Here is a 26088-nt window from a genome sequence, read left to right on the forward strand (position 1 = left end):
CCCTCCAGTAATATCGCGCGACAGCCCCCTGAGGAGGAACCGTGCCACGGTCCGAACGCTCGCCCTTGTTGCTCGCAGGCCTCTTGGCCTCCGCGGGCGTCGCCCACTTCGCCGTACCCCGGCAGTTCGACGCCACCGTCCCGCGCGTTCTGCCAGGAGCGGCGCGGACCTGGACGCGGGCGAGCGGAGTGGTCGAGTTCGCCCTCGCGGCCGGGGTGGCGCTGCCGCGCACCCGCCGGGTCGCGGCCCTGGCCACCGCCGCCTTCTTCGTCGGGGTCTTTCCCGCGAACGTGCAGATGGCCGTGGACTGGCGGAACCGTCCGGCGCCGCTCAAGGCGGCCGCCCTCGCGCGGCTCCCGCTCCAGGTGCCGCTCGTGATGTGGGCACGCGGCGTCGCGCGCGCCGGGGAGGGACGGTCATGACGACACGGGTGAACGTGGGCGACACCGTCGAGGACTTCACGCTGCCGGACGAGACCGGCACGAACCGGAGCCTGTCCGAACTGCTGGGCGAGGGCCCCGTGGTGCTGTTCTTCTACCCGGCCGCCCTCACCAGCGGCTGCACCGCCGAGGCCTGCCACTTCCGGGATCTGGCCACGGAGTTCACCGGCGCGGGCGCCAGGCCGGTCGGCATCAGTGGCGACGCGGTGGACCGGCAGAAGGAGTTCACCGACCGTCACACGCTCGGCTTCCCGCTCCTGTCCGACGTCGACGGCACCGTACGCGAGCGGTTCGGGGTGAAGCGCGGTTTCTCGCTGGCCCCGACGAAGCGGGTCACCTTCGTCATCGCCCAGGACCGCACCGTCCTGGAGGTGGTCCGCAGCGAACTGCGCATGAGCGCCCACGCCGACCGCGCTCTCGCCGCGCTGCGCGACCACAAGGGCTGAGCCACGGCCCACGGCGCGGTCGGCGAACTGCCGTTCCACGCCAGGCACGTCGTGACGTGTGAACGGACCCCGCCCCTATGCGGATGGAGGGTGGGGCCCGTTCACTGTGCCTCATTCTCGACACCCGGCACGCTCCGCCACCAGGGAGTGCGACGCGTCGGCTGCGCGACACGGCGCACACCCCGTGTGTGCGGCGCGCCTCCCGTGTGCGGCGGCCGCCTTCCGTTCGAGGCGCCCTGTCGGGTGCCCGGGCCACCGGTCATGCTGGACCCGACACGGACAGGACGATCAACGGAGCCACCATGACGGACCAGGTCACACGTCTCGAAGTGAAGCCGGCGGCGGGACACATCGGCGCCGAGATCACCGGAGTCGACCTGGCGGAGGAGTTGCCCGACGCGGTGGTCGCCGCGATCCGGGCGGCCGTGCTGCGCTGGAAGGTGGTGTTCTTCCGCGACCAGCGGCTCGACCACACCACCCAGGTCGCGTTCGCCCGCCGCTTCGGCGAACCGGTCCGCCTGCGTTCCCGTGGCAGCGCCTCCCCGAAGGACTTCCCCGAGGTCGAGACGACGGCCGACCGCCTCGAACTGGGCGGGCGGTACGGCATGGACCACGAGGAATGGCTGCGGCGCCGCCGCCACTCGCTGCTGCGCGGCTGGCACTGCGACCACGGCGCCCGCGTCGACCCGCCGGCCGCGACGATCCTGCGGGCCGAGACCGTACCCCCGTACGGCGGTGACACCACGTGGTCGAACCTGGCCGCCGCCTACGCGGGTCTGTCCGCCCCCGTCCGTGCCTTCGTGGACGGGTTGCGCGCCGAGCACCGGCTGGGCGTCGGGTACCAGACGCGCCCCGGCGAGGACGCGTACGCGCGTCATCTGCTCGACCGGCAGGTCGCCACCGAGCATCCGCTGGTGCGGGTGCACCCCGAGACGGGTGAGCGGGTGCTGTTCGTGAACGGCTACTACGTCGAGCAGATCCTGGACGTGTCCCGGCCGGAGAGCCGGGCCATCCTGGAGATGCTGCTGGAGCAGGCGGTCCGGCCCGAGTACACGGTGCGCTTCCGGTGGGAGCCGGGGAGTGTGGCCTTCTGGGACAACCGGGCGACCATCCATCTCGCGCCGAGCGACACCGCCCACGTCGACCACCCCCGGGTCATGCACCGGGTGATGCTGGCCGGTGACGTCCCGGAGGGGGTCGACGGGAAGCCGTCGGCGCCGATCACGGGCAGCGAGCCCGGGCGCTGGTGAGCCCGGGCCGGCCGGCGACGGCGGAGCGTCAGAAGACGCCCTGTCCGGGGACCAGGACTCCACGCGGGTCGTAGGTGTGGCGGGCGGTGGCGAGCCGGCGCCATTCGGGTCCGAAGTGCTCGCGCCAGTCCGCGGTACCGAAGGGGACGGAACCGACCGGGTAGTGCGTGCCGCCGGCCGCGTGGACCGTCTCGTACGCGGCGCGGTTGGCGGCGAGGAGCCGGTCGACGGTCGCTGTGTCGTCGGGCGGGGTGGTGCGCAGGACGGCCAGCAGATAGGGCACCGGATCGTCGGGCGTGCGCAGCAGCGGGGCGTGCAGGTTCTTCCGCAGCACCGGGTACAGCAGGACGACACCGGGTCCGAGGTCCGCCGGGGTGAGGTCCTCCAGCAGGGACGCGGTGAGTGTGGCGGCCGAGCGGCCCGGCAGCCACAGGTTCAGCCAGGGGTGGGCGAACGCCCAGAGGCCGGCCTCCTTCAGGGCGGCGACGCTCGCCGCGAGCCGGTCGAGGAAGTCGTAGTAGGGGAGGTCGCTCGTCTGGACCCCGGCCGGGTCGTGGCGCAGTCCGCGCAGCAGCACCGAGTCGTCGGGGGCGGGTCCGACGGGCGGGCCGTAGACGACGGCTTCGATGAGGTAGCCGTTGAAGGCGCCGTCGGCGTCGGGGGTCACCTGGCCCTCGACATAGTCGAACCGGCCCTCCTGGACCAACAGCCGCTGGTCGTCGAGGAAGGTGCGCAGGTCCGTGTACGGGAGCAGGTAGTGGCGTACGGCCCTGGGCGCGGGCACCAGGCGCAGCGTGGCGCCGACGATGATCGCGCACTGGCCGAGTCCGCCGAGCACGGCCAGGAACAGGTCCCGGTGTTCGGTCGGTGAGCAGCGGACGAGGTCTCCGGCGCCGGTGACGACCTGGAGTTCGCGCACGTTGTCGACCTGGGCGCCCATCCGGTGGGTCTGGCCGCCGACGCCGCCGACCGACAGCGTTCCGCCGACGGAGAGTTCGAGGTAGTCGGTGAAGGTGGGCGGGGTGAGCCCGTGGGCCAGCGTGGCCTTGACGACGTCGCTCCACTTGGCGCCCGCGCCGACGGTCACGGCCTTGCTCCCGCGTCCGACGGGACCGATGTCCGCGAGCGGGCTCGTCTCGATGACCAGACCGCCGTCGACCTGGGCCTGCCCCTGCGTGGCGTGCCCCTGGCCGCGCGGGGCGACGGACAGCTGGTGCTGGTTACAGAAACGGACCATCGCGACGATGTCACGGACCGAACCCGGCCGGAGCACCGCGAGCGGGCGCCGGTGGACGATGTGGCCGAAGTCGTCCGAGGCCGAGGCGAGGGACGCGTCGTCGGTGCGCACGCTCCCGTCGAGCCGGGGCAGGCGGGCGAGCGGGCGGCCGGTGTCGGTGGCCGCCCAGCTCCGGGTGAAGGGATCGAACCCGATGACGGCGGCGCCGGCGGCGGCGAGGCCGTGCAGTGCGGTACGTCGCGAGGGTTTCCGGGGCATGCGCTCCTCCTGGGGCGGCCGCATCCAACGATCAACTTGCGCAGAGTGTAAGGGACTTGAGCGGCCAAGGAGCCTGTTGTTTCGATCAGGCCCCTCGGGGTGCCGGACGCACGGAGGTGCGCGGGGTGCGCGGGTGCCGGGAGGGAACGACATGGCCGCCGCCCAGGGAGGGACGGCGGCCGGTCAAGAGCGGTTGCCCCGAGGATCACCACGCAGGTCGCGTGGCCCTGCCGGCTCCGGCGCGGGTCACTCGTCGACAGCCGCGCCGAAGCGGGAGTCGCCGTCCGGGACACCCAGTGCCCCGGCGCCGTAGAGCCAGGAGCCGCCGGTCACCAGACCCTTGGTGCTCGCCGGGAGCTGCCAGACGACACCGTCGCCGGTGTCCTCGCCGGGCGCTGCCGCGAGGAGGTCGCCGAGGCCGTCCCCGTCCGTGTCGGCGAGCCGTACCTGCGCGCCCCACCGGTCGTCGGCCTCGGCGGTGCCGGGTACGTCGGGGCTGTTCTGGTCGAAGGACTGCGCACCCTTCGTGGTCAGGCCGTCGGCGGAGCCGCGCAGCAGCCAGACGGCGCCCGCGTCGCGGACCGTTCCGACGTCCTCGCCGGGCGCGCCGATCGCGACGTCCGCGAAGCCGTCGCCGTCGACGTCGCCGACGGACAGCTCGGTGCCCCAGGCGTCGCCGTGCTCACCGGCGCCGGGCACCGCGGACGAGTTCTGCGACCACCACGCGGGGTCGCCGTCCTCGGACTCCAGGCCCTCGGGTCCGTCCTCACCGCCGTAGTACACGCCGACGAGTCCGCCGGTCATGCCCTCGTCCTCCTGGTCGGGGCTGCTCGGCTGTCCCGTGACGAGGTCGTCGTACCCGTCGTGGTCGATGTCGCCGGAGGCGGTGGAGATGCCGCCGCGCAGGTCGCTCAGATGGGTCAGCCCGTGCGCGCCGCCGCGGTAGACGGCCGACCAGCCCTGCGCGTAGCCGTCGTCGGGGCTGTAGCCGGAGACGACGAGGTCCGCCCAGCCGTCGGAGTCGTAGTCGCCGGTGGTGAGATGGGCGGGCCGGACGGCACGGCCCGCCGGGTGCGCGGTGGTGTCCAGGGTCCCGGTGTGGTGCACCGCGCCCCCGGTGTACGTGAACAGCTCCGCGCCCCGCGTGTCCAGGGCGGCGACGACGTCCCCCGGGCTCTCCCCCGTCAGACGCGCCGCGGTCACGGCGAAGCCGAAGCGGTCGCCCGAGGCGGGGTCGGCGGAAGCGAACGTGACGCTGCGGGCGGCACTGAGGCCGGCACTGGAGCCGTACAGCACCGTCACGCGGCCGGCGTTCTCCGCCGTACCGACGTCCTCGCCGGGCGCCCCGACGACCGCGTCGTCGTAGCCGTCGCCGTCGACGTCCCCGGAGGCGACGGCCGTTCCGAAGCCGTCGTAGGTCTGCGAGGTGCCCGGCACACCCGCGGTGTCCTGGCTGAACACCGCGGTGCGTGCGGTGGGAACGCTGTTCCTGGTGCCGATGCCGTTGGCCGCCCCGTACTGGACGGTGACGAAGCCCGCGCCCGTCTTCCCGCCGACCGTGCCGTCCGGTGCGCCGATCAGGATGTCGTCGTAACCGTCGCCGTCGAAGTCGGAGTTGCGGTCGCTCGCGTACGTACCGCCGGGCGTTCCGGCGTACGCGGGGGCCGCGGCGATGCCGAGGCCTCCGAGCAGGAGGAAGGAGGCGGCTGCGAGTGCGGCCGTACGCGCCCTGCTGTTCATCATGTCTCCCCGTTGGAATGCGTCGTTCGTGTCGAGTGCCGGTCGTGCGGATGAAGGCCGCACAGGAGCGGCTTGCCTTCACGCACGACCGGTTCGACACGAGACGCAGCGACGGGGTTGTGGTGGCCCGCGGGGCCGTGACACGGCGGTGACGGCCGTGGCGGAACGCGGACGTCGGGTCAGCCCGCCGAGGACGGACCGCCCTCCGTGCCGTCCTCCTTCTCCGGGCGGGAGAAGCCCGGGAGTTCGAGCCGGCCGCTCGGCTGCTCGGCACCCTGGCCGTTCTGCCCGTTCTGGCCGCTCAGGTTCTGGCGGACCGAGTCGAGGATCGTCAGGCCCTGCGCCACCAGGCCGGCCGCTATCTCGCCGAGGCCGTCGGCGCCGTTGAGGACGTTGACGTTCGCTCCGGCGAGACCGCCCGCCGCCTCCTTCACGATGAGGGGGAGCTGGTCGATCAGCATCCGGTCGAGCGCGACCCGGTCGTGCGAGGCGGCCGCCTCGGCCTGGATCTTCATGCGTTCGGCGTCGGCGATGGCGAGCACCTTGATGCGCTCGGCCTCGGCCTCGGCCGGCCGGACGATCTCGGCGACCAGCTGCTGCTGGCGCAACTGGGCGGCGCGCTCGGCGAGTTCGGTCTGCGCCGCGAGCACCTCCTGCTGGGCGTGGGCCTGGGCGAGCGGGCCGGCCTGAGCGGCCTGCGCCTGTGCCCGGTCCACCTCCGCCGAGTACTCGGCCTGCACGATCGCGGTCTGCCGGGCGTACTCGGCCTGGTTGCGCGCCGCGACCTGCTGCGCCTCGACGGAGGCCTGCGTGGCCTGCGCCTGGGCGATCTGGGCCTGGCGCTGGATGGCGGCCTTGTGGGGCGCCGACATCGCGTCGATGTAGCCGGTGTCACCGTCGTCGATCGACTGGATCTGGAGCGAGTCGACGATCAGGCCGATCTTCGCCATCTCCAGCTTCGAGGTGTCCAGGACCTCGGCGGCCAGCTTCTGCCGCTCGGTGACGATCTCCTCGACCGTCATCGAGCCGATGATGGACCGCAGATGCCCCGCGAAGATGCGGCCCGTCAGGATCGACATCTGGTCCTGGTCGGACAGGAACCGCTGCCCGGCGTTGATGATGCTCTCGGTGTCGTTGCCGACCTTGAACGCGATCACGGCACGGACGTGCAGCGAGATGCCCTGCCTGGTCACACAGGTCTCGGTGACCTCGGACTCGCACATCGACAGCGTCAGGAAGCGGGTCTTGCGGAAGACCGGCAGCACGAACTTGCCGTGCCCCGTCACCACGCGGAACGGCGCGCCCCCCAGTCCCCGCCTGCCACCCGAGATCAACATCGCCTCATCGGGAGCGGGAACGCGGTAACCGAACATATTTCTCCTCCTCAGCCTGCGCCGACGGCGTCGCCGTCGAGCGCGTCCAGCGGATCCGTCCACCGGATGACGTCGACCTCACGGCATCCACGGGACTCGATCACGAGCACGGTCGCCCCGATCGGAAGGGGCTCCCGAGACCAGGCGAGGAAGGTCTCGGATCCGCCTCTCACTCGCACCAGGATCTCGCCGGGACCGGCGGATCCACGTGTGCCGATGAGCAGTTCCCCCGTGCAGCCGATCACGGCTTCGTCCTGCACCACAGCCGGCCACCCCCCATCACTCTGAATCTGCCTCTGACGATAGACCTACCCCGTTCGGGCGCGTACGCCCCCCTTCGCCCCCGGAGGAGGTCCGAGGGGGTACGCGCCCGCTCCGTCACCGAAGTGTGGGCTCAACTCCTGGTGAAACGGTAGGTCTTGCTGTCGGTCAGCACGCAGAAGCCCGGGGACACGACGATCACGCGCAGGGTGGCGGTCCGCCGGTCGTAGTCGATGCCCTCGGCCTCGAAGGTGCCCGAGCAGGAGCTGCGCAGCGGCAGTTGGCGCAGCGCGGTGACATGGCCCGTCACGTCCGCGGTGCCGTTCGGCTCGGCGGTCAGGTCGATCTGGAGGAGCGGTTTGGTGATGCCGAAGAGGGTGCCGGCCGGGTCGTCGGACGAGCACAGCAGCCGGGTCGACGTGACGAAGTCGCAGCCCTGTACGTCCCGTACGCCGTGGTCGAGGTGGACGGTGGAGACCTGCGGGAGGTTCGCCCCGGGCGAGGTGGCCGGGTTGACCCCGGGGGTCGGGAACACCAGCAGCCGGTCCATCGTGCCGTACTCCCCGGAGAGCATCCACGATCCGCCCGGCGTGACGGCGACGAACGAGTTGTTCGGCGCCTCCCCCGGGCCGAGCGCGTGCACGTACTCCGACCAGGAGCCGCCCGGCGCCTGCACCCGGAACATCTTGGAGGTGCCGGAGTCGCTCTGGTAGGGCTCGATGTAGTGACCGTCGGAGGAGGTGTCGGGGTCGCCGACGTGGTTCCAGCCGCGGCTGCTCACCCCGACGGGGATGGTGCCGATGCCGGTGTAGCGGTTGGGGCTGTTCGCGGGCACCTCGACGGAGGCGAGACCCTGGCTCTCGGTCAGCGGGTCGGCGCGGTCCGATCCCACCTCGTTCCAGGTGTCGGCGGCCGTCGCGGGCGCGCCGGTGACGACGGAGAGGACGGCGGCCGTGGCGAGTGTGACGAGACCGGCCAGGACCGGGTGACAACGTTGCCGTGCGGTCGTGCGCATCAGGTCTGCTCCTCGGTGGGGGGTGACTGGTCGGCGCACAGTCTGGCCCCGCCGGGATAGGCATGTACAGACCAAACCAGTGGACGCCGGGCAACGACGCACCGCACCCGAGGAGTTCACCGGGAACGACGAGGAGCCGACGGGAGACACCCGCCGGCTCCTGCCGTGCGCCGGGCAGGGACGGACCCTGCCCGGCGGACCGCGATCGTCAGTCGTTCTCGCAGTAGTTGCCGAGCGCCGGGTTCAGCAGCCCCACCACGTTCACCGTGTTGCCACAGACGTTGAGGTCGAGGTCCACGGGGATCTGGACGACATTGCCGGACAGGACGCCGGGGCTGTTCGCCGCGACACCGACCGCGTCGGGACCGGGGTCGGCGGCGGCGGTCCCGGCGGTGGCCAGCAGAGCGGCACTGGCGAGTCCGGCGGCTGCCATCAGACGAATACGCATTCCAAGCTCCTTCAGTGGTGGGGGTACGAGCTCCTCCACCATCACCTCCGGAAGCGGCGAGGGACATCGCAGTTCGGCCGAACGGGGGGCAGCTCCGTCACGGCGGCCCGCGGGCGGGGAGGCCCACGGGCGCGTCGCGCGGGGTGTCCGGAATGCCCGTAGCGTGAGAGACAGATCAGGCGGAACAGGGAGAGACCATGTCAACGAGCCAGCCCGACGCGTCCGTACCCCCCGAGGACCGGGCGACCCCCGACACGCTGCTGCACACCGGGACCGAGGGGCCCGTGACGGCCGAGGACCTGGTGCTCGCCGCCGGCCGCGACGTCACGCCCGAGAACCTCGCCTGGGCGGAGCGCAAGCTGGAGGAGGAGGGTCCGGCGGCGATGGACAAGCTGCTGCCCTAGGCACCCGTCCGGCGGCCTCGCCGGTGTGCGCGTGACGGCTCGGGCGGCTCCCATGCGAGGGAGCCGGCCGAGCCGCTGCCCGTCGGGCCGACGGGTCAGGAGGCGGGGCACTCCTTCCAGGCGAGGTGGTACACGGTGCTGATGTCACCGTCCGTCGAGTCCATCGTCATGAAACTGCTGCTGCCGGGCGTCGAGGTGCCAGCGTTGACACGCAGTTCCGTGTTGATGTTGAAGTTGCGCTGAACTCCGCAGGGGGCCCAGACCAGTTGGGACCACTCCGTGGTGTCCGTGGTCTGCCAGTTGTCGTTGTAGGGACCGCGGAAGGGGTGGGTGATGGCGGCCGTGCTGGAGGACCCCTGGAAGTAGTACGAGGCCTTCTCCGTGCTGGCGGCGCCGCGCTGCAGCGAGGCGAACCCGCGGTAGTCGGCGCTGGCGACGGCGTAGGTGAAGCCCTGCGGGACGTGGACGATCAGGTTGAGCTGACAGTTCCTGCGGAACGCAGTCGGGTCGGCGTTGCCCCCGACCTGGGCGAGGTACTCGCTGTAGGTCACCGTGAAGGCGGTGTTGTCGGGAGAGACGGCGACGGCGGCGGTTCCCTGGGGGCAGCCCGAGCCGTTCACCGTGGCGACCTTGATGACGATCTTGTCCGGGGGCGGGTCGACGATCCCGGAGGACGGGTCCGACAGGGGGAGCGCCGCGGCGAACAGGGCGGCGATCGCGCCACCCAGAAACAGCCCACCAGCCATGGTGTTCCAATCCGTTGCGTCGGTGTTCCGGCGGCGGCACGGAGGTGCGCCGCGGTGAAAGGGGGGTGCGGTCCCCCGTGCGTACGGGGAACCGTCGCGGACCGTTGCGCTGGACACGTCCGGCTCTTTTGAGCATGCGCATGACAGGACGCCATGCGCAGCCCGCCCCCGGTTGTGAAGGAGCCGTGAAGCCCGGGGAGCGACCGAATCGTATGGAGGGCGGGCCGGGGCGGACAGGACGAACTCCGGCCATTCGGCACCCGCCGTTCACACCTGGCGCGGCGGGGCCGAAAGACGACGGGCGCGTGCGAATCGCCCGCCCCCTCCTCGCGCCGCGCACGCCCCTGCGACACTGAGGCCCATGGATCCACGACACCTGAGACTGGGCCGCCGTCGCCTATGGATGAGCAGTGCCGTCTGCTTTCTGGTGCTCGGGCCGATCGGCTGGTTCCTCGGTGGCTGGGTCCCGTTCACGGTCCTGGCCGTCGCCCTCGTCGCGGCCACGGCGGTCTCGCACCGGCGGGCGCCCACCTGGCTGGCGCCCGCCGTCGCGAAGGGCCAGTCGGAGAGCCGGCGGGACGTCGCCACCTTCTGCGTGGTCATAGCGGTGAGCGGTTACGCGCAGCCGCCCGTGCGGCCCGCCCCCTCCCCCGCGGACCTGGCCGCGCTGCGCCTGGAGGCCTACCGGGCCGCCGCGGACGACGACCTGGCGGAGGAACTGCGCCTTCTGGCGGCCGACGCCCTGTCCGCCGCGGACCGGGCCCACGACGAGGACGGTCCCGCGGGCTGGCGGACGGCACGGGCGAGCGCGGAGCGACTCGCGCACGCCGCGCAGGAGGGCAACCCGTATGTACGGAAGCTGCTCATCCAGTGGGTCGAGGGCAACCCGGCCGGCGACCGCTGACCGTCCGCCGCACCCGGTGTCAGGGACGCTCGAAGAACTGGATCACTCCCCCGGCCGAGAAGCAGAGCGCTCCGGCGAGGGTCCCCCAGTTGGCGATGTCGATGTTCACGAGGCTGCCCGTCTCGGGGCGCGTGAAGGCCGCCAGCGCCGAGACGAGGAAGAGCACCGAGCCCAGCTGGTTGATCGCGACGATCCACCAGCCCACCTCGTGGGCGAGCACGCGTGGACGGCCGTGACAGACCTCCACCAGCGCGAGGTGCCCGGAGACCAGGAACAGCGCGCAGCCGACGAGGTCGGGGGCCCAGATCAGCCGGTTCACCTGCTGCACCGACAGGCCCTGCAGCAGCGAGTCCAGCAGGTTGACGCCGAACACGAGTGTTCCGACGAACAGCACGAAGGTGCTCAGCCAGTCGATCCGGCCGGGTTCGTAGCTCCACCATCTCCAGCGGCGCCCGGCGAGGACACCCGACTCGCTGTCCTGGCGCGGGGCGTTGACCGCCTGCAGCAGGGAGGCGTAGCCGCCGGTGTTGAAGAAGAGGCCGCCGACGAAGTAGATCCAGGCGCCGGAGGAGCCGTGCGATCCGTACTGGGCCACTCCGGCGCCGAGGGCGAAGAGGGCACCGCCGACCGTGAACGCGGTGGCCGCGACGGTGTTCAGTCTGCGCAGCCGGCCGATCGACACGGTGTCCGCCCGCCGGGAACGGGCCGCCGTCCCTCCCGGTTCACGGACGCTGAGCAGGCCACGCTTGCGCGCCCGTCGCGACTCCCAGACGGCCGTCCGCCCGTCCCTGAGACGCCAGGTCAGCCGGGTGGTGAACGGCCCCGCCCCTTCGGAGCGCGCTTCGGTTCGGCTCATCAGCCGACCCTAGCCGGGCAGGTCCAGGCACACCGGTCGCCCGGCATCGTGTCGCCGGGTGGGCCGCGTCGGCCGGGGTGACCGGAGCCGAGCCTTCAGGGCTGCTTCAGGACTCCGCTTCGCGCCGGAGGAAGTTGCTCACCTGACAGGCCAGGCTGTCCCGGGCCGTGTCGGGGCGGGTGTCCCCTTCGAGGACCTCGTCGTTCTCGACGCCGCCGGCCCACAGGAAGCGCTCGGCCCACTCGTCGTCCACCTTGAGCGCCACCTGGATGTCCACGCGGTGCAGCGCGGTGTCGGGTCCCGCGGCGAAGAGGACCGCCGTGGCCCGGCGCAGCGGATAGACGTCGAAGCCCTCGATGAACTGCGAGTTCCGCCAGTCGAGGAAGGCACTCTCGCCGTCGGATCCGACCCGGATGTCGATCTGGCCGTCTTCGAGGTGGATGCCGAAATGCTCGGTGGTGCGGTTCTCGACGGTCACCCGGAACCGGAAGTAGGTGAGGTCGTCGGCGGCGTCGTCCCGCCCCCGCGGGGGCTCCGCCTTCTCCACCCCGTGGACGCGGACACGCAGGCCGGCATGCTCGTCGTACTCCTGCCAGTCCCCGACCACGTTCGGCTCGCGCACAGTTCACCTCTCCACTTCAGAGAGTTGTTCCTATCTGTGCCCTCAACGACGTGTCAAATGAGCCGAACGCCCTGTGGCCAGGTATTTCGCTTTCCTTGATCAGCGATCAAGCCGTGCCCAGCCAGAACGTTTCCGCGTCACCCGGGAGGGCTAATTCCGCGCGTGCTGCACATCACGTTTCCCGGGCGTCACGCCGGCTCGATGTTCTGGTTGAGGCGGAACAGGTTGTGCGGGTCCCGGTCGGCCTTCACCCGGGCCAGCCGGTCGTAGTTGCCGCGGTAGGCGGCCCGCACCCTCTCCTGCCCCTCGTTCATCATCATGTTCACGTACGCGCCGCCCGCGGAGTACGGGTGGAGGGCGTCGGAGTACTCGACGCTCCACCGTTCGACGAGACCGGCGTTGGCCGGGTCGGAGTCCACCCCCGCGAAGACCGAGGCCCAGCGACTGTCGCGGTAGCTCCAGGCGGTGTCCTCCGCGGCGTGGTCGTGGACGGCGCCGTCGATCGGATAGAGGTGCATGGTCGACTTCCAGGTCGGCGGTTCGGAGCCGAACCGCGCGTGCACGCCGACGGCCTCGTCGGGGATCTCGTCGACGAAGTCGGCGCGCCAGTACCACTGGTCGCCGGGCGGGTAGACGCCGTCGAACGCGGACTGCAGCGCGGGGTGCGGCATGGGGGCCGGACCGTGCAGCAGGGGCGCGGGCAGGGCGTCGAGCAAGGGCGCCATCGCCCGGGCGGCGGCGTCGGTGTCCTCGCCGAGGTGGCACCAGACCACCCCGCAGACCTTCCGCAGATGGACCTCCTCCGGGAACGGCGGTCCCGGCGGGACCGAGCCGAACAGGAAAAAAGCGCCCAGCTCGCGCGGGGCGCCGGGGAGGAAGTCGCGGTACGCGGTGAGGACCTCGGCGCCGAGTTCGGCCGGCCAGAAGGTGGGCCCGGCGACGACCGTGTCCACCTCGTGCAGCCGGAACAGGAAAGAGGTCACGACGCCGAAGTTGCCGCCACCGCCCCGGATCGCCCAGAAGAGGTCGGGGTTCTCGTCGGCGCTCGCCCGGACCCGCTCGCCGCTCGCGAGGACGAGGTCGGCCTCCAGCAGGTTGTCGATGGTCAGCCCGTACTTGCGGCTGAGGTGGCCGAGGCCGCCTCCGAGGGTGATGCCGGCGACGCCCGTGGTGGAGATGATGCCGCTCGGTGTGGCCAGCCCGTGCTCGTTGGTGGCCCGGTCGACCTCGCCCCAGACACAACCGCCGCCGACGCGGACCGTCCGTGCGACCGGGTCGACCTCGATGTCCTTGAGCGGGGACAGGTCGAGCACCACCCCGTCGTCACAGGTGCCGAGGCCCGCGCCGTGGTGGCCGCCGCCCCGGACCGCGAGCGGGAGTGCGTGGTCGCGGGCGAAGCCGATCACCCGGGCGACGTCCTCGGGACCGGTGCAGCGCGCCACCAGGGCGGGCCGCCGGTCGATCATCCCGTTGTAGACGGCACGGGCCTCGTCGTAACCGGAGTCGTCGGGGCCGATCAGTTGCCCGTCGAAGCCGGGGAGTTCCTTGCGCGCCGCTTCTGCCGGCGTCATGGACATGTGGGTTCACCGCATCCGGGGACCGCTCGGGGTTCCGGTGCCGGTCATGGGGCCCGTCGCCGGTCCCGCCGATGGGTCCGATGCGCCCGTTCCAGCCCGATTCAGCACCAGCCTACGCCCGGCCTCCGGTCCTTGGCGGTCGGGACAGCAGCACGAGACTGCGGGCCTCGACCCGGACCTCGGTGCCCGCCTTGCGTTCCGACTCGTCCGGCACGCCCTGGGGGTCGGCTGTGTCGATCCGCGCCGCCCACCGCTCGCCGTACGTGGCGTCGGGCAGGCGGAAGACGACGGGGTCCCAGTGGCTGTTCAGCAGGAGCAGGAAGGAGTCGTCGACCACCCGGCCGCCGCGCGGGTCGGTCTCGGCGATCGCGTCGCCGTTGAGGAAGGCGGCGACGGCGTGGGCGTCGGAACGCGCCCAGTCCTCGTCGGTCATCTCACGGGCGTCGGGGCGCAGCCACATCAGGTCGGGCAGCGGCTGGCCCTCGTGCGTCACCGTGTCCCCGAGGAAGAAGCGGCGGCGGCGCAGGACGGGATGGGCGGCGCGCAGGGCGATGGCACGCCGGGTGAACTCCATGAGTTCCCGCTGCTCGTCGGTGAGGCTCCAGTCGATCCAGGAGATCTCGTTGTCCTGGCAGTAGGCGTTGTTGTTGCCGCGCTGGGTGCGCCCGAGTTCGTCGCCGTGGGAGATCATCGGGATGCCCTGGGAGAGCAGCAGGGTGGCGAGGAGGTTGCGCTGCTGCCGGCCGCGCAGTTCGAGGACGCCCTCGTCGTCGGTGGGGCCCTCCGCGCCGCAGTTCCAGGACCGGTTGTCGTTGGCGCCGTCGCGGTTGCCCTCGCCGTTGGCGTCGTTGTGCTTGTCGTTGTAGGAGACCAGATCGCGCAGGGTGAACCCGTCGTGCGCGGTGACGAAGTTGATGCCGGCGCGCGGCCGTCGGCGGTCGCGCCGGTAGAGGTCGGAGGATCCGGTCAGCCGGGAGGCGAACTCGCCGAGGGTGCGGTCGCCGGAGCGCCAGAAGTCCCGTACGCAGTCACGGTACTTGCCGTTCCACTCGGACCACAGGGGCGGGAAGTTGCCGACCTGGTAGCCGCCGTCGCCCACGTCCCAGGGCTCGGCGATGAGTTTCACGCGGCCGACCACCGGATCCTGCTGGATCAGGTCGAAGAACGCCGAGAGCCGGTCCACCTCGTGGAACTGGCGGGCCAGGGTGGCCGCCAGGTCGAAGCGGAAGCCGTCCACGTGCATCTCGGTCACCCAGTAGCGCAGCGAGTCCATGATCAGCTGGAGCACGTTGGGGTGCCTCATCAGGAGGCTGTTCCCGGTGCCGGTGGTGTCGTAGTAGTGCGCCGGGTCGCCCTCCACCAGGCGGTAGTAGGCGGCGTTGTCGATGCCGCGGAAGGAGAGGGTGGGGCCGTTCTCGTTGCCCTCGGCGGTGTGGTTGTAGACCACGTCGAGGATCACTTCGAGGCCGGCCGCGTGCAGCGCCTTGACCATCGACTTGAACTCGGCGACCTGCTCGCCTCGGGTGCCGTGGGCCGCGTACGCGTTGTGCGGCGCGAAGAAGCCGATCGTGTTGTAGCCCCAGTAATTCGACAGGCCGCGGTCGCGCAGGAAACCGTCCTGGGCGAACTGGTGCACCGGCATCAACTCGACCGCCGTCACCCCGAGCGAGGTCAGGTGCTCGATGGCGGCGGGGTGGGCCAGGCCCGCGTAGGTACCGCGGAGTTCCTCCGGCACCCCGGGATGCGTCCGGGTCAGGCCGCGCACATGGGCCTCGTAGATCACCGTCTCGGCGTAGGGGCGCAGCGGTGGCCGGTCGTCGCCCCAGTCGAAGGCGCTGTCGGTGACCACGCCGAGCAGGGTGTGGCCCGCACTGTCGGCGGGGGACGGGCCGCCGGGGTCGTGCTCGAAGAGGGAGGGGTCGTTGTCGGCCTGCCCGTCGACCGCCTTGGCGTACGGGTCGAGCAGCAGCTTCGCCGGGTTGCACCGGTGGCCGGCGGCCGGGTCCCAGGGGCCGTGCACCCGATAGGCGTAACGCTGCCCGGGGCCGACGCCCGGGAGGTAGGCGTGCCACACGAAGCCGTCGACCTCGGTGAGCGGGACCGTCCGGACGTCGTCGAGCGCGTCGATCAGGACGAGATCGACGCGCTCGGCGACTTCGGTGAACAGGGCGAAGTTGGTTCCTTCGCCGTCGTATGTCGCCCCCAGCGGGTAGGGGCGCCCGTTCCAGGTGGTGAGCACGTGATCACCGTACGGTGGGCACGACCGCCTGTCCTGGCGGGTTCATCCGCGGGCGGCGACCGCCTCGCTGTCGTCGCGGGCGGTGGACAGAGCGGTCTCCGGCAGCACGAGGTACCGGGGCGTCCGACGCGCCTCACGCAGGCTGGGCGCCGGCAGCGGCGGGTCCAGCGGGGCGTGTTCGGCCGCGCGCGCACGCCACGAGAACCAGATGATCTTGCCGCCGACGTCGGTGGCACAGCCGCCCCAGCCGTCGCTCAGCGCGGCGATCTGGGCAAGACATCCCTGGGGCGCGTTGTGCGGGCGGATGTCCTGGCTGTTGTCCGAGACGGCGGCGATGAGGCGTTGGCCGTTCCACCACATCTCGATGGTCGTGTTCTTGTCCGTGGCGTGCTGCTCGATCGTGCGAAGCAGCGCTTCGGCACAGTGGCAGACGGACTCGACGAGATTCTCCAGGTTCCAGTACCGGAGGTGTGCGGCCAGAATGCGCTTGACCTGTCCGACCCTTTCGGGGCTGAGCTCCACGTCGAGGTGGTAGTAGCAGGGAACTGCGGCTTTCATCGTCGTTTGCTCCTCACCGGCGAGGCTCTCGCCCCTTCCCGGATCCCTGTGGGACCGGGCCCCGAACACGAAGCGTGAGCAGTGATCGCTCCTGAGTCACTCCCAGAGTGGGAGTGCTACTCCATCCGTGCAAGTCGAGAGCGGCCGGGAGCGTCGCGAGCGTCGCCGCCGTAGTTGAAGAACCAACAAGACGCTCGGTGCCCGCACAGGCACCATGAGTGAGGGTGTCGGTGCGTGACGGACCGGCTCCCCTTCGCGTGCGGCCCTCACTCGCCTCCCGGGCGAGCCGTGCGCGGTCGAGAGATCGGGAAGGTGACCAGCGTGATGCTGCTGCCTGCCAAATCCGAGGTCGCCCGGCATCTGGAGCGGTACCGGGCCTGGGAACGTCTGCATCTGGCGACCCCCGCCGACCACGTGGTGCGGGGGAATTTCGAGAACACCGGCTACACCCTGTGCGTCCTGATGGGGAAGCGCTGCGCGCGCGAGGCGGCGGACGCCGCCGAGGTCTACATCCAGGACGTTCCGGCACGGATCTGAAGGACGGTCACAAGGACCGCACACGACAGGGATCCTCGGCGGCGAGCGTGACGCCTCGGGCCCAGAAACCGCGGAGGCGACACGCATGGACGCGCACACGGACACCGGCCGTATCCCCGTCGTGGACGTGCGGCCGGTCGTCGATTGCGGCAGGCGGCCCGCCAAGGCCGTCGCCGGTGAGACGTTCCAGGTCACCGCCACGCTCTTCGGCGAGGGGCATGACGTGGTCGGCGCCGATGTCGTCCTGTGCGATCCCGAAGGCCGCCTGGGCCCGTGGACCCCGATGCGCGAACTGGCCCCCGGCACCGACCACTGGGGCGCCGACGTCACCCCGACGTCCACCGGCCGCTGGACGTACCAGGTGGAGGCGTGGAGCGACCCGGTGACCGGGTGGCGGCGCGCCGCGGAGATCAAGGTTCCCGCCGGACTCGACGTCGGTCTCGTCCTGGAGGAGGGCGCCGCGCTGTACGAGCGGGCCGCCGCCGGGATCCCCGAGGACGCGGGCCGGGACAGCGTGCGAGCCGCCGCCGACGCCCTGCGGGACGACTCCCGGACGCCCGCCGACCGGCTCGCCGCGGCACTCCGTCCGGAGGTGGACGACGCTCTCGCCGGCCACCCGCTGCGCGAACGGCTCACCCGGTCGCTCCCGTTGCCGTTGCTGGTGGAGCGGGAGCGGGCGCTGTACGGCTCGTGGTACGAGTTCTTCCCGCGCTCGGAGTCCGGGCAGCTGGACCCGGCGGTGCACGGCACGTTCCGCACGGCGGCCGAACGGCTGCCCGCCATCGCGGAGATGGGCTTCGACGTCGTCTACCTCCCGCCGATCCACCCCATCGGCACCACCTTCCGCAAGGGCCCCGACAACACCCTGTCCGCCGCCCCCGAGGACGTGGGTGTGCCCTGGGCGATCGGCTCCCCCGAGGGCGGCCACGACGCGATCCACCCCGACCTGGGCACCCTGGAGGACTTCGACGCCTTCGTGGCCCGGGCCGCCTCGCTGAACCTGGAGATCGCGCTCGACTTCGCGCTCCAGTGCTCGCCGGACCACCCGTGGGTGGAGAAGCACCCGGAGTGGTTCCACCACCGCTCCGACGGCACGATCGCCTACGCGGAGAACCCGCCGAAGAAGTACCAGGACATCTACCCGATCGCGTTCGACAAGGACATGCCGGGCCTGGTCACCGAGACGGTGCGGGTGCTGCGGCACTGGATGGACCACGGCGTGCGCATCTTCCGCGTCGACAACCCGCACACCAAGCCCGTCGTCTTCTGGGAGCGGGTCATCGCGGAGATCAACGCGACCGACCCCGACGTGATCTTCCTGGCCGAGGCGTTCACCCGGCCCGCGGTCATGCGGCGCCTCGCCGAGGTCGGCTTCCAGCAGTCGTACACCTACTTCACCTGGCGCAACACCAAGCAGGAGCTGACGGACTACCTCACGGAGCTGTCCGGCGAGGCGGCCGCGCACATGCGGCCCAACTTCTTCGCCAACACCCCCGACATCCTGCCCGGCTATCTCCAGCACGGCGGCCGGCCGGCCTTCGAGGTCCGGGCCGTGCTCGCCGCGACCCTGTCGCCGACCTGGGGCGTGTACGCGGGTTACGAGCTGTGCGAGAACGCCGCGGCCCAGCAGGGCGGCGAGGACTACCTCCACTCGGAGAAGTACCAACTGCGCCCCCGCGACTGGACGGCCGCCGACCGCGACGGCCGCTCTATCGCCCCCCTCATCACGCGGCTCAACCGGATCCGGCGCGATCACCCGGCCCTGCGCGCACTGCGGAACCTCCACTTCCACGAGGCCGACAACGACTCCCTGATCGCGTACAGCAAGCGTTCGGGTGACGACACGGTGGTCGTCGTGGCGAACCTGGACCCCCACCACACCCGGCAGGCGACAGTGTCCTTGGACATGCCGCGCCTCGGTCTGAGCCGGGACGCGCGCGTGCCGGTGCGCGACGAGCTCACCGGCGAGACCTACAACTGGGGCAGGTCCAACTTTGTGCGCCTGGGTCCGGGCGGCGCACACGTCTTCACTGTCGGCCCGGCACCGCGGATCGGAGGGTCCCCCGCATGATGGTCAATGAGCCCGTCCCGGATACGTTCGAGGACACCCCGGCCAAGGACCGCGATCCCGAGTGGTTCAAGCGCGCCGTCTTCTACGAGGTCCTGGTGCGCTCGTTCCAGGACAGCAACGGCGACGGCGTCGGAGACCTCAAAGGCCTCACCGCCAAACTCGACTACCTGCAATGGCTGGGCGTCGACTGCCTGTGGCTGCCCCCCTTCTTCAAATCCCCCCTGCGCGACGGCGGCTACGACGTCTCCGACTACACCGCCGTCCTGCCCGAGTTCGGCGACCTCGCCGACTTCGTGGAGTTCGTCGACGCCGCCCACCAACGCGGCATGCGCGTCATCATCGACTTCGTCATGAACCACACCAGCGACCAGCACCCGTGGTTCCAGGAGTCCCGCGCCAACCCCGACGGCCCCTACGGCGACTACTACGTCTGGGCCGACGACGACAAGCAGTACCAGGACGCCCGGATCATCTTCGTCGACACCGAAGCCTCCAACTGGACCTTCGACCCCGTCCGCAAGCAGTACTTCTGGCACCGCTTCTTCTCCCACCAGCCCGACCTCAACTACGAGAACCCGAAGGTCCAGGAGGACATCCTGGCGGCCCTGCGGTTCTGGCTCGATCTGGGGATCGACGGGTTCCGGCTGGACGCCGTGCCGTACCTGTACCAGCAGGAGGGCACGAACTGCGAGAACCTGCCGGCCACGCACCAGTTCCTCAAGCGGGTCAGGGCCGACATCGACACGCACTATCCGGACACGGTGCTCCTGGCGGAGGCGAACCAGTGGCCCGAGGACGTCGTCGACTACCTCGGCGACTTCCCCTCCGGCGGCGACGAGTGCCACATGGCGTTCCACTTCCCCGTCATGCCCCGCATCTTCATGGCCGTCCGCCGCGAGTCCCGCTACCCCGTCTCGGAGATCCTCGCCAAGACACCCGCGATCCCCAGCAACTGCCAGTGGGGCATCTTCCTGCGCAACCACGACGAGCTCACCCTCGAAATGGTCACGGACGAAGAACGCGACTACATGTACGCCGAATACGCCAAGGACCCGCGCATGCGGGCCAACATCGGCATCCGCCGCCGCCTGGCCCCCCTGCTCGACAACGACCGCAACCAGATCGAACTCTTCACCGCCCTGCTGCTCTCCCTGCCCGGCAGCCCGATCCTCTACTACGGGGACGAGATCGGCATGGGCGACAACATCTGGCTCGGCGACCGCGACGCCGTCCGCACCCCCATGCAGTGGACCCCCGACCGCAACGCCGGATTCTCCTCCAGCGACCCCGGCCGCCTCTTCCTCCCCACGATCATGGACCCCGTCTACGGCTACCAGGTCACCAACGTCGAAGCGTCGATGTCCTCACCCTCCTCGCTGCTGCACTGGACCCGCCGCATGATCGAGATCCGCAAACAGAACCCCGCCTTCGGACTCGGCTCCTACACCGAACTCCAGTCGTCGAACCCCGCGGTGTTCGCCTTCCTGCGCGAGGCCCCCTCCAACGAGGACGGAACGGACGACCTCGTCCTGTGCGTCCACAACTTCTCCCGCTTCGCCCAGCCCACCGAACTCGACCTCCGCGAGTTCACCGGCCGCCACCCCGTCGAACTCATCGGCGGCGTCCGCTTCCCCGCCATCGGCGAACTCCCCTACCTCCTGACCCTCGCCGGACACGGCTTCTACTGGTTCCGGCTGCGCAACGGGGTCGCCCCCGTCGGCGCGAAGCGCTCGTGAAGCCGTGCAGCCCACAGCCCGCCCGCACCTGAAAGGACGTGTCGCCATGGCGAAGACCGCTCTGCACCGTCCGAGCGGCCTCGGTCCCGCTCCGCTGCTCACCTCGCTCGCCGAGATGCTGCGCGCCTGGCTGCCGCGGCAGCGCTGGTTCGCCGGCAAGGGCAGACCCGTCACGGACCTGACGCTGGTGTCGTCGACCGAGCTGTACCCGGGATGCCTGCATCTGCTCGTCCGCACCGAACACCTGGGCCCGGCCGCCCACAGCGGTGCCGGCACTCCCCCGGCCGAGGACTGCTACCAACTGATCCTCGGCGTACGGGAGGTCCTGCCCCCGCACCTCGCGCACGCCTTCATCGGCCGGGCGAGCACCGGTCCGCTGGCCGAACTGACCGTGTACGACGCCTTCCACGACCCCAAGGCGGCGGGGCTCCTGCTGGAGCGCCTGCGCGTCCCGGGCTCGGCGGGCCCACTGTGCTTCGAGCGCGATCCGCGCGTCACGGTGCCGGGCGGTCTCGCACCGCGACTGCTCGACGCCGAGCAGTCCAACTCCTCACTGGTGTACGGGGACGCGTTCATACTGAAGGTCTTCCGGCGCGTCCAGCCCGGCATCAACCCGGACCTGGAGGTGCCGCGGGCGCTGGCCCGCCAGGGTTGCACCCGGGTCCCCCCGCCCGCGGCCTGGTTCCGTACCTCTGAGCCGCAGGACGCCACCCTCGGTGTCCTCCAGCCCTACCTGCGCGACGCCGCCGACGGCTGGACGCTCGCCCTCGCATCGCTCACCTCGGAGAACGACTTCACCGAGGAGGCGTACGAACTGGGGCGGGCGACCGCGGAGGTGCATCTCGCGCTGGCCACGGCCTTCCCCCTCGACCCGCCGAGCCCGGGCGGCAACAAGCGGCTCGCGGACGCGATGCACGAGCGGCTCGACGCGGCGGTCCGGTCCGTGTCGGAACTCCAGCCCCACGCCGAAGGGTTGCGGTCCGCCTTCGACGCCCTCGCCGGTCTGGACTCCGCCGTCCGCCCCGCGCAGCGCATCCACGGCGACCTCCACCTCGGCCAGGTCCTGCGGGCCGGACAGCGGTGGTCGGTGATCGACTTCGAGGGTGAACCCGCCCGTCCGATCAGCGAACGCCGGCGTGTCCAGTCCCCCGTCCGCGATGTGGCGGGCATGCTGCGCTCCTTCGACTACGCGGCCCGTTCCCGTCAGCCGTGGCGCCCCGAGTGGGCGGACCGCTGCCGGGAGGCCTTCTGCGCGGGCTACGCCGTCGCCGCGGCCTGGGACCCGCGGGAGGAACCCGAACTGCTCCGCGCCTACGAGACGGACCGCGCCGTGTACGAGGTGCTCTACGAAGCCCGCCACCGCCCCGACTGGCTGGCCGTCCCGATGGCGGCGGTCGGGCGACTCGCCACCGCCCGTCCCTGACCACCACCCCCGAGCCCCCTTCCGAGAACCGATCCCCCTCACCCCCCACTCCGAGAGGCCCGAGCCGTGACAGTCCGCTCCGCAACCCCCCGCGTACGGCGCGCCAAGCCCGCCGCCCCGCCGGCGCAGCCCACCGCCGCGCTGGACCCCACGGACCGGGGACGGCTGCTGTCCGGCTCCCATCACGATCCGCACGCGCTGCTCGGTGCCCACCCCCTGGAGGGCGGTGTGCTGTTCCGTGCCCTGCGGCCGTACGCCCGGGGTGTGTCGGTCGTGGTGGACGGGCGCCGTACCGCGCTCGACGACCTGGGGGACGGGCTGTTCGGGGCGGTCCTGCCGCTCGACGCGATTCCCGCGTACACGCTGGTGGTGACGTACGGGGACACCGAGTTCAAGACCGAGGACCCCTACCGATTCCTGCCCGCTCTCGGGGAGATGGACCTGCACCTGATCGGTGAGGGCCGGCACGAGGAGCTGTGGAAGGCGCTGGGCGCGGAGCCGATGACCCACGAGGGGGTCGTCGGGACGCGGTTCACGGTGTGGGCGCCGAACGCGCAGGGGGTGCGGGTCTGCGGGAACTTCTGCCACTGGGACGGTGCCTCGGGATTCCCGATGCGCTCGCTCGGTTCGTCCGGCGTGTGGGAGGTGTTCCTGCCCGGGATCGGCGAGGGCGAGCTGTACAAGTACGACATCACACGCCCGGACGGGTCCCGCACGCTGCGCGCCGACCCGATGGCCCGCCGTACCGAGGTTCCGCCGGCGACGTCCTCGATCGTGACCCGGTCTACGCACACGTGGCAGGACTCCGCGTGGATGGACGCCCGGGCGAAGCGCCGTCCGCTGCACGAGGCGCCGTTCTCGGTCTACGAGGTGCACCTGGCGTCCTGGCGGCCGGGGTTGACCTACCGCCAGCTCGCCGAGCAGCTTCCGGCCTATGTGACGGACCTGGGCTTCACGCACGTCGAGCTGATGCCGGTCGCCGAGCACCCCTTCGGCGGCTCCTGGGGCTACCAGATCACCGGCTTCTACGCGCCGACCGCCCGGCTGGGCACCCCGGACGACTTCAAGTACCTGATCGACGCGCTCCACCGGGCCGGCATCGGCGTGCTGATGGACTGGGTGCCGGCCCACTTCCCGCGCGACGACTGGGCACTCGCCGCCTTCGACGGACGCCCGCTCTACGAGCACCCGGACCCGCGGCGCGCCGACCACCCCGACTGGGGAACCCTGGAGTTCGACTACGGCCGGCGCGAGGTCCGCAACTTCCTCGTCGCCAACGCCACCTACTGGTGCGAGGAGTTCCACATCGACGGCCTCCGCGTCGACGCGGTGGCCTCCATGCTCTACCTCGACTACTCCCGCGAGGACGGGCAGTGGAGCCCCAACGAGTTCGGCGGCCGGGACAATCCCGACGCGGTGGCGTTCCTCCAGGAGATGAACGCGACCGTGTACCGCCGCAACCCCGGTGTCGTCACGATGGCGGAGGAGTCGACCGCCTGGGACGGGGTCACCCGCCCGACCTCCGAGGGCGGGCTCGGTTTCGGGCTGAAGTGGAACATGGGCTGGATGCACGACTCGCTGGAGTACATCCAGCACGAGCCGATCCACCGGAAGTACCACCACAACGAGATGACGTTCTCGATGGTGTACGCCTACAGCGAGAACTACGTGCTGCCGATCTCCCACGACGAGGTCGTCCACGGCAAGCAGTCACTCGTCTCCAAGATGCCCGGCGACTGGTGGCAGCAGCGCGCCAACCTGCGCGCCTACCTGGCCTTCATGTGGGCCCACCCCGGCAAGCAACTCCTTTTCATGGGGCAGGAGTTCGCGCAGGGCGGCGAATGGAAGGAGGCCGAGGGGCCGAACTGGTGGCTCCTCGACCCCGCCTACGGCGCCGAGGCCGACCACCGGGGCGTGCAGGATCTCGTCCGCGACCTGAACAAGGAGTACCGCGCCGACCCGGCCCTGTGGGAGCGCGACACCGATCCTTCGGGGTTCAGGTGGGTCATGGGAGACGCGGCCGACGACAACGTGTTCGCGTTCCTGCGCCACGCCGCCGACGGCACGCCCCTCCTCGCCGTCTCGCACTTCTCCCCCGCCGTGCGCCACGACTACCGCCTCGGCGTCCCCGAGGACATCCCCGCCTGGCACGAGGTCCTCAACACCGACGCCCTGCGCTACGGCGGCAGCGACGTCACCAACTCCGAGCCGGTGAAGGCCGAGGCGATCGGTATGCACGGCCGCCCGACGAGCATCGAACTGACGCTGCCGCCGCTGGCGACGGTGTGGCTGCGGCCGGCCTGAGCCGACCGCGGCGACGCCTCGGGAAGCCCGTCTCTCAGGAAGAGGCGGGCTTCCCGGATGTCTGGAGCCAGGTGTGGAAGAGGCCCGAGAGGTCCTTTCCGGACTCCCGCTCGGACAGCCGGACGAACTGGGCCGTCGTGCCGTGCCCGTCGCGGTGACCGGTGGCCCAGCAGCGCAGGATGCGGAAGAACGCGCGGTCGCCGACGGCGGTGCGCAGCGCGTGCAGGGCCATGGCACCGCGGGCGTAGACGGGCGTCTCGAAGATGTGCTCGCCGCTGCCGGGGTCGGCGGGCGGGAACGCCCACAGGTCCTTGCCCGCCGGGGTGGCGTACAGCGCGTCGAAGGTCTGCTGGGCGCTCTTGCCGCCGTGCTGCTCGGTGTAGAGCCACTCCGCGTACGTGGCGAAGCCCTCGTTGAGCCAGATGTCCTTCCACTTCGTCAGGGAGACGGAGTCGCCGAACCACTGGTGGGCGCTCTCGTGGACGAGGGTGCCGAGATCGGGCGCCGAGTCGTAGACGGGCCGTGTCTGGGTCTCCAGGGCGTAGCCGACCTGTGGGGCCCGGTCGACGATGGCGCCGGCGGCCCGGAACGGGTAGGGGCCGAAGAGCTTGCTCTCCCAGGCGAGGACGGACGGCAGCTTCTTCAGGACCGGCGCGGCGTCGGCCGCCTCCCGGGGGTCGACGGCGTTGTAGACCTTGAGGCCGTCCCGGGTGGTGTACTGCTCGACCTTGAACGTGCCGACGGTCGCCGTGGCGAGGTAGGCCGCCATCGGCTCGGACTGCCGCCAGCGGAAGGTGGTCCGGCCGTGGCTGGTCCGCTGCCCGAGCAGCACCCCGTTGGCGACGGCGGTCCGGCCCTGCGGAACCGTCAGGGTGAAGTCGTAGGAGGCCTTGTCGGTGGGGTGGCTGTTCGCCGGGAACCACGTCATCGCGCCCTGCGGTTCGCCCGCCACGAAGGCGCCGTCGTCCGTGGGGATCCAGCCGTCGGGCGAGCCGTCCGGGTCCGTGACGGGCCGGGGCGTGCCGGCGTAGGTGACGGTGACGCGGAACTCCTGGCCCGGGTGGAGGGCCTTGCGCGGGGTGACGACGAGTTCCTGTCCGGTGCGCCGGAAGGACGCCCGTGTGCGGTCGACGGTGACATGGGTGACCTTCAGGCCGCTGAGGTCGAGGTCGAAGCGGGTCAGCCGCTGCGTGGCGCGGGCGGTGACGACCGCCGTGCCGTCGAGGTGCCGGGTCGCCGGGTCGTAGTCGAGGGTCAGGCCGTAGTGGCGGACGTCGTAGCCGCCGTTGCCCGAGAGGGGGAAGTACGGGTCGCCCGCGCCCGCGGAGCCCGCGGTCCCGGCCGCCGTGGCGGGACCGGCGGCGGTGAGCAGTGCGGCGAGCGCGACGGGGACGGCCGCGACGACGGCTTCGCGGCGCAGGACGGTCGTACGTCGTGCGGGCTGCTGCGGGCGTGGTCTCACGTGCGCTCCTCCGGTTCGACGGTGATCATCGCGGACAGCCTACGAGCCCCCGCGGCCGCTGCACCTTTCGATCGGGTCAAGTCCCGCCGGGCCGCCCGGCCGTCCCTCTGGCCGGACGGCGGGCCAGCATGATGAAGTCGGTCCCACGCGTCCGAAGATCCGGTGCCCGGCGGCCGTCACC

General features: G+C 71.3%; 22 protein-coding genes and 1 pseudogene. 10 read left to right on the plus strand and 13 right to left on the minus strand.

Features of this window, described 5'->3' with window-relative positions; translation table 11 throughout:
• The first annotated feature begins 41 nt into the window (after positions 1-41).
• The 3 genes from B0675_RS29580 (at position 42) to B0675_RS29590 (ending at position 2136) form a co-directional block, all read left to right on the plus strand.
• A complete protein-coding gene (locus tag B0675_RS29580; protein ID WP_081222665.1) occupies positions 42-422 on the plus strand; it encodes a hypothetical protein in 381 nt (126 codons plus the stop codon).
• The gene (locus B0675_RS29585) at positions 419-886 is read left to right on the plus strand and encodes a peroxiredoxin (protein ID WP_081222666.1); all 468 of its coding nucleotides are present in this window, start codon (positions 419-421) and stop codon (positions 884-886) included. The genes B0675_RS29580 and B0675_RS29585 overlap by 4 nt, the downstream gene beginning before the upstream one ends.
• A gap of 302 nt (positions 887-1188) precedes the next feature.
• Positions 1189-2136, plus strand: coding sequence for a TauD/TfdA family dioxygenase (locus tag B0675_RS29590; RefSeq protein ID WP_081222667.1), 948 nt, complete (start codon positions 1189-1191; stop codon positions 2134-2136).
• A 28-nt stretch (positions 2137-2164) separates the two neighbouring features.
• Here B0675_RS29590 and B0675_RS29595 read toward each other — a convergent pair whose 3' ends face one another.
• The 6 genes from B0675_RS29595 to B0675_RS29620 all read right to left on the minus strand — a co-directional run bounded on the left by B0675_RS29595 (position 2165) and on the right by B0675_RS29620 (position 8468).
• Positions 2165-3631, minus strand: coding sequence for an FAD-binding protein (locus B0675_RS29595; RefSeq protein WP_081222668.1), 1467 nt, complete (start codon positions 3629-3631; stop codon positions 2165-2167).
• A gap of 246 nt (positions 3632-3877) precedes the next feature.
• The gene (locus B0675_RS29600; RefSeq protein WP_107482876.1) at positions 3878-5374 is read right to left on the minus strand and encodes a VCBS repeat-containing protein; all 1497 of its coding nucleotides are present in this window, start codon (positions 5372-5374) and stop codon (positions 3878-3880) included.
• A gap of 176 nt (positions 5375-5550) precedes the next feature.
• Entirely contained in the window at positions 5551-6744 is a 1194-nt protein-coding gene (locus tag B0675_RS29605) for a flotillin family protein (protein ID WP_081222670.1), read from the minus strand.
• Between the two features lie 11 nt (positions 6745-6755).
• Positions 6756-7007, minus strand: a complete 252-nt coding sequence (locus tag B0675_RS29610; RefSeq protein ID WP_081222671.1) for a hypothetical protein — start codon at positions 7005-7007, stop codon at positions 6756-6758.
• A 131-nt stretch (positions 7008-7138) separates the two neighbouring features.
• Positions 7139-8020 (minus strand): hypothetical protein, encoded by an 882-nt coding sequence (locus B0675_RS29615; RefSeq protein WP_081222672.1) that lies wholly within the window; start codon positions 8018-8020, stop codon positions 7139-7141.
• Positions 8021-8228: 208 nt separating this feature from the next.
• Positions 8229-8468, minus strand: coding sequence for a chaplin (locus tag B0675_RS29620; protein ID WP_081222673.1), 240 nt, complete (start codon positions 8466-8468; stop codon positions 8229-8231).
• Between the two features lie 197 nt (positions 8469-8665).
• Here B0675_RS29620 and B0675_RS29625 point away from each other — a divergent pair, with 197 nt between their 5' ends.
• Positions 8666-8872 carry a hypothetical protein gene (locus B0675_RS29625; RefSeq protein ID WP_081222674.1) on the plus strand — a complete coding sequence of 69 codons (207 nt, stop codon included), beginning with the start codon at positions 8666-8668 and terminating at the stop codon, positions 8870-8872.
• Between the two features lie 95 nt (positions 8873-8967).
• Here the strand turns inward: B0675_RS29625 and B0675_RS29630 are convergent, their stop codons facing one another.
• Entirely contained in the window at positions 8968-9618 is a 651-nt protein-coding gene (locus tag B0675_RS29630; RefSeq protein ID WP_081222675.1) for a DUF4360 domain-containing protein, read from the minus strand.
• Between the two features lie 361 nt (positions 9619-9979).
• Between B0675_RS29630 and B0675_RS41580 the strand changes: the two genes are divergently transcribed.
• Positions 9980-10522, plus strand: coding sequence for a hypothetical protein (locus B0675_RS41580; RefSeq protein ID WP_179165468.1), 543 nt, complete (start codon positions 9980-9982; stop codon positions 10520-10522).
• Between the two features lie 19 nt (positions 10523-10541).
• Here B0675_RS41580 and B0675_RS29640 read toward each other — a convergent pair whose 3' ends face one another.
• The 5 genes from B0675_RS29640 to B0675_RS29660 all read right to left on the minus strand — a co-directional run bounded on the left by B0675_RS29640 (position 10542) and on the right by B0675_RS29660 (position 16374).
• A complete protein-coding gene (locus B0675_RS29640) occupies positions 10542-11378 on the minus strand; it encodes a hypothetical protein (RefSeq protein ID WP_081222677.1) in 837 nt (278 codons plus the stop codon).
• 106 nt (positions 11379-11484) lie between these two features.
• On the minus strand, positions 11485-12000 hold the full coding sequence (locus tag B0675_RS29645) for a hypothetical protein (protein WP_081222678.1): 516 nt from the start codon (positions 11998-12000) through the stop codon (positions 11485-11487).
• Between the two features lie 188 nt (positions 12001-12188).
• On the minus strand, positions 12189-13577 hold the full coding sequence (locus B0675_RS29650) for an FAD-binding oxidoreductase (RefSeq protein WP_081222679.1): 1389 nt from the start codon (positions 13575-13577) through the stop codon (positions 12189-12191).
• 112 nt (positions 13578-13689) lie between these two features.
• The gene (gene glgX / locus B0675_RS29655) at positions 13690-15816 is read right to left on the minus strand and encodes a glycogen debranching protein GlgX (RefSeq protein ID WP_081222680.1); all 2127 of its coding nucleotides are present in this window, start codon (positions 15814-15816) and stop codon (positions 13690-13692) included.
• Between the two features lie 42 nt (positions 15817-15858).
• Positions 15859-16374 carry a pep a2 gene (locus tag B0675_RS29660; protein ID WP_081222681.1) on the minus strand — a complete coding sequence of 172 codons (516 nt, stop codon included), beginning with the start codon at positions 16372-16374 and terminating at the stop codon, positions 15859-15861.
• A 324-nt stretch (positions 16375-16698) separates the two neighbouring features.
• On the opposite strand from B0675_RS29660, the pseudogene B0675_RS29665 reads away from it, so the two are divergent.
• From B0675_RS29665 to glgB, 5 genes and pseudogenes are all read left to right on the plus strand, one after another.
• A pseudogene (locus tag B0675_RS29665) lies at positions 16699-16890 on the plus strand (DUF5133 domain-containing protein); the annotation flags it as partial.
• A 106-nt stretch (positions 16891-16996) separates the two neighbouring features.
• A complete protein-coding gene (locus B0675_RS29670; RefSeq protein WP_081222683.1) occupies positions 16997-18982 on the plus strand; it encodes an alpha-1,4-glucan--maltose-1-phosphate maltosyltransferase in 1986 nt (661 codons plus the stop codon).
• Positions 18979-20718, plus strand: coding sequence for a maltose alpha-D-glucosyltransferase (gene treS / locus B0675_RS29675; protein WP_081222684.1), 1740 nt, complete (start codon positions 18979-18981; stop codon positions 20716-20718). Before B0675_RS29670 ends, treS begins: the two co-directional genes overlap by 4 nt.
• A 46-nt stretch (positions 20719-20764) precedes the next feature.
• The gene (locus B0675_RS29680; RefSeq protein ID WP_081222685.1) at positions 20765-22141 is read left to right on the plus strand and encodes a phosphotransferase; all 1377 of its coding nucleotides are present in this window, start codon (positions 20765-20767) and stop codon (positions 22139-22141) included.
• Positions 22142-22207: 66 nt separating this feature from the next.
• Positions 22208-24445: a 1,4-alpha-glucan branching enzyme gene (gene glgB, locus B0675_RS29685; RefSeq protein ID WP_081222686.1), complete on the plus strand. Its 2238-nt coding sequence runs from the start codon at positions 22208-22210 to the stop codon at positions 24443-24445.
• Between the two features lie 34 nt (positions 24446-24479).
• Here the strand turns inward: glgB and B0675_RS29690 are convergent, their stop codons facing one another.
• Positions 24480-25907, minus strand: a complete 1428-nt coding sequence (locus B0675_RS29690; RefSeq protein ID WP_081222687.1) for a M1 family metallopeptidase — start codon at positions 25905-25907, stop codon at positions 24480-24482.
• Between the last annotated feature and the right edge of the window lie 181 nt (positions 25908-26088).

The sequence above is a fragment of the Streptomyces sp. M41(2017) genome (genome assembly GCF_002078175.1).
Classification (GTDB): Bacteria; Actinomycetota; Actinomycetes; order Streptomycetales; family Streptomycetaceae; genus Streptomyces.

Coding starts and splice junctions, on each gene's coding strand:
- B0675_RS29680 (WP_081222685.1), top strand. CDS start 20,765: ATGGCGAAGACCGCTCTGCACCGTCCGAGCGGCCTCGGTCCCGCTCCG.
- treS (WP_081222684.1), top strand. CDS start 18,979: ATGATGGTCAATGAGCCCGTCCCGGATACGTTCGAGGACACCCCGGCC.
- B0675_RS41580 (WP_179165468.1), top strand. CDS start 9,980: ATGGATCCACGACACCTGAGACTGGGCCGCCGTCGCCTATGGATGAGC.
- B0675_RS29600 (WP_107482876.1), bottom strand. CDS start 5,374: ATGATGAACAGCAGGGCGCGTACGGCCGCACTCGCAGCCGCCTCCTTC.
- B0675_RS29650 (WP_081222679.1), bottom strand. CDS start 13,577: ATGTCCATGACGCCGGCAGAAGCGGCGCGCAAGGAACTCCCCGGCTTC.
- B0675_RS29670 (WP_081222683.1), top strand. CDS start 16,997: ATGGACGCGCACACGGACACCGGCCGTATCCCCGTCGTGGACGTGCGG.
- B0675_RS29605 (WP_081222670.1), bottom strand. CDS start 6,744: ATGTTCGGTTACCGCGTTCCCGCTCCCGATGAGGCGATGTTGATCTCG.
- B0675_RS29620 (WP_081222673.1), bottom strand. CDS start 8,468: ATGCGTATTCGTCTGATGGCAGCCGCCGGACTCGCCAGTGCCGCTCTG.
- B0675_RS29595 (WP_081222668.1), bottom strand. CDS start 3,631: ATGCCCCGGAAACCCTCGCGACGTACCGCACTGCACGGCCTCGCCGCC.
- B0675_RS29590 (WP_081222667.1), top strand. CDS start 1,189: ATGACGGACCAGGTCACACGTCTCGAAGTGAAGCCGGCGGCGGGACAC.
- B0675_RS29640 (WP_081222677.1), bottom strand. CDS start 11,378: ATGAGCCGAACCGAAGCGCGCTCCGAAGGGGCGGGGCCGTTCACCACC.
- B0675_RS29625 (WP_081222674.1), top strand. CDS start 8,666: ATGTCAACGAGCCAGCCCGACGCGTCCGTACCCCCCGAGGACCGGGCG.
- B0675_RS29585 (WP_081222666.1), top strand. CDS start 419: ATGACGACACGGGTGAACGTGGGCGACACCGTCGAGGACTTCACGCTG.
- B0675_RS29630 (WP_081222675.1), bottom strand. CDS start 9,618: ATGGCTGGTGGGCTGTTTCTGGGTGGCGCGATCGCCGCCCTGTTCGCC.
- B0675_RS29615 (WP_081222672.1), bottom strand. CDS start 8,020: ATGCGCACGACCGCACGGCAACGTTGTCACCCGGTCCTGGCCGGTCTC.
- B0675_RS29660 (WP_081222681.1), bottom strand. CDS start 16,374: ATGAAAGCCGCAGTTCCCTGCTACTACCACCTCGACGTGGAGCTCAGC.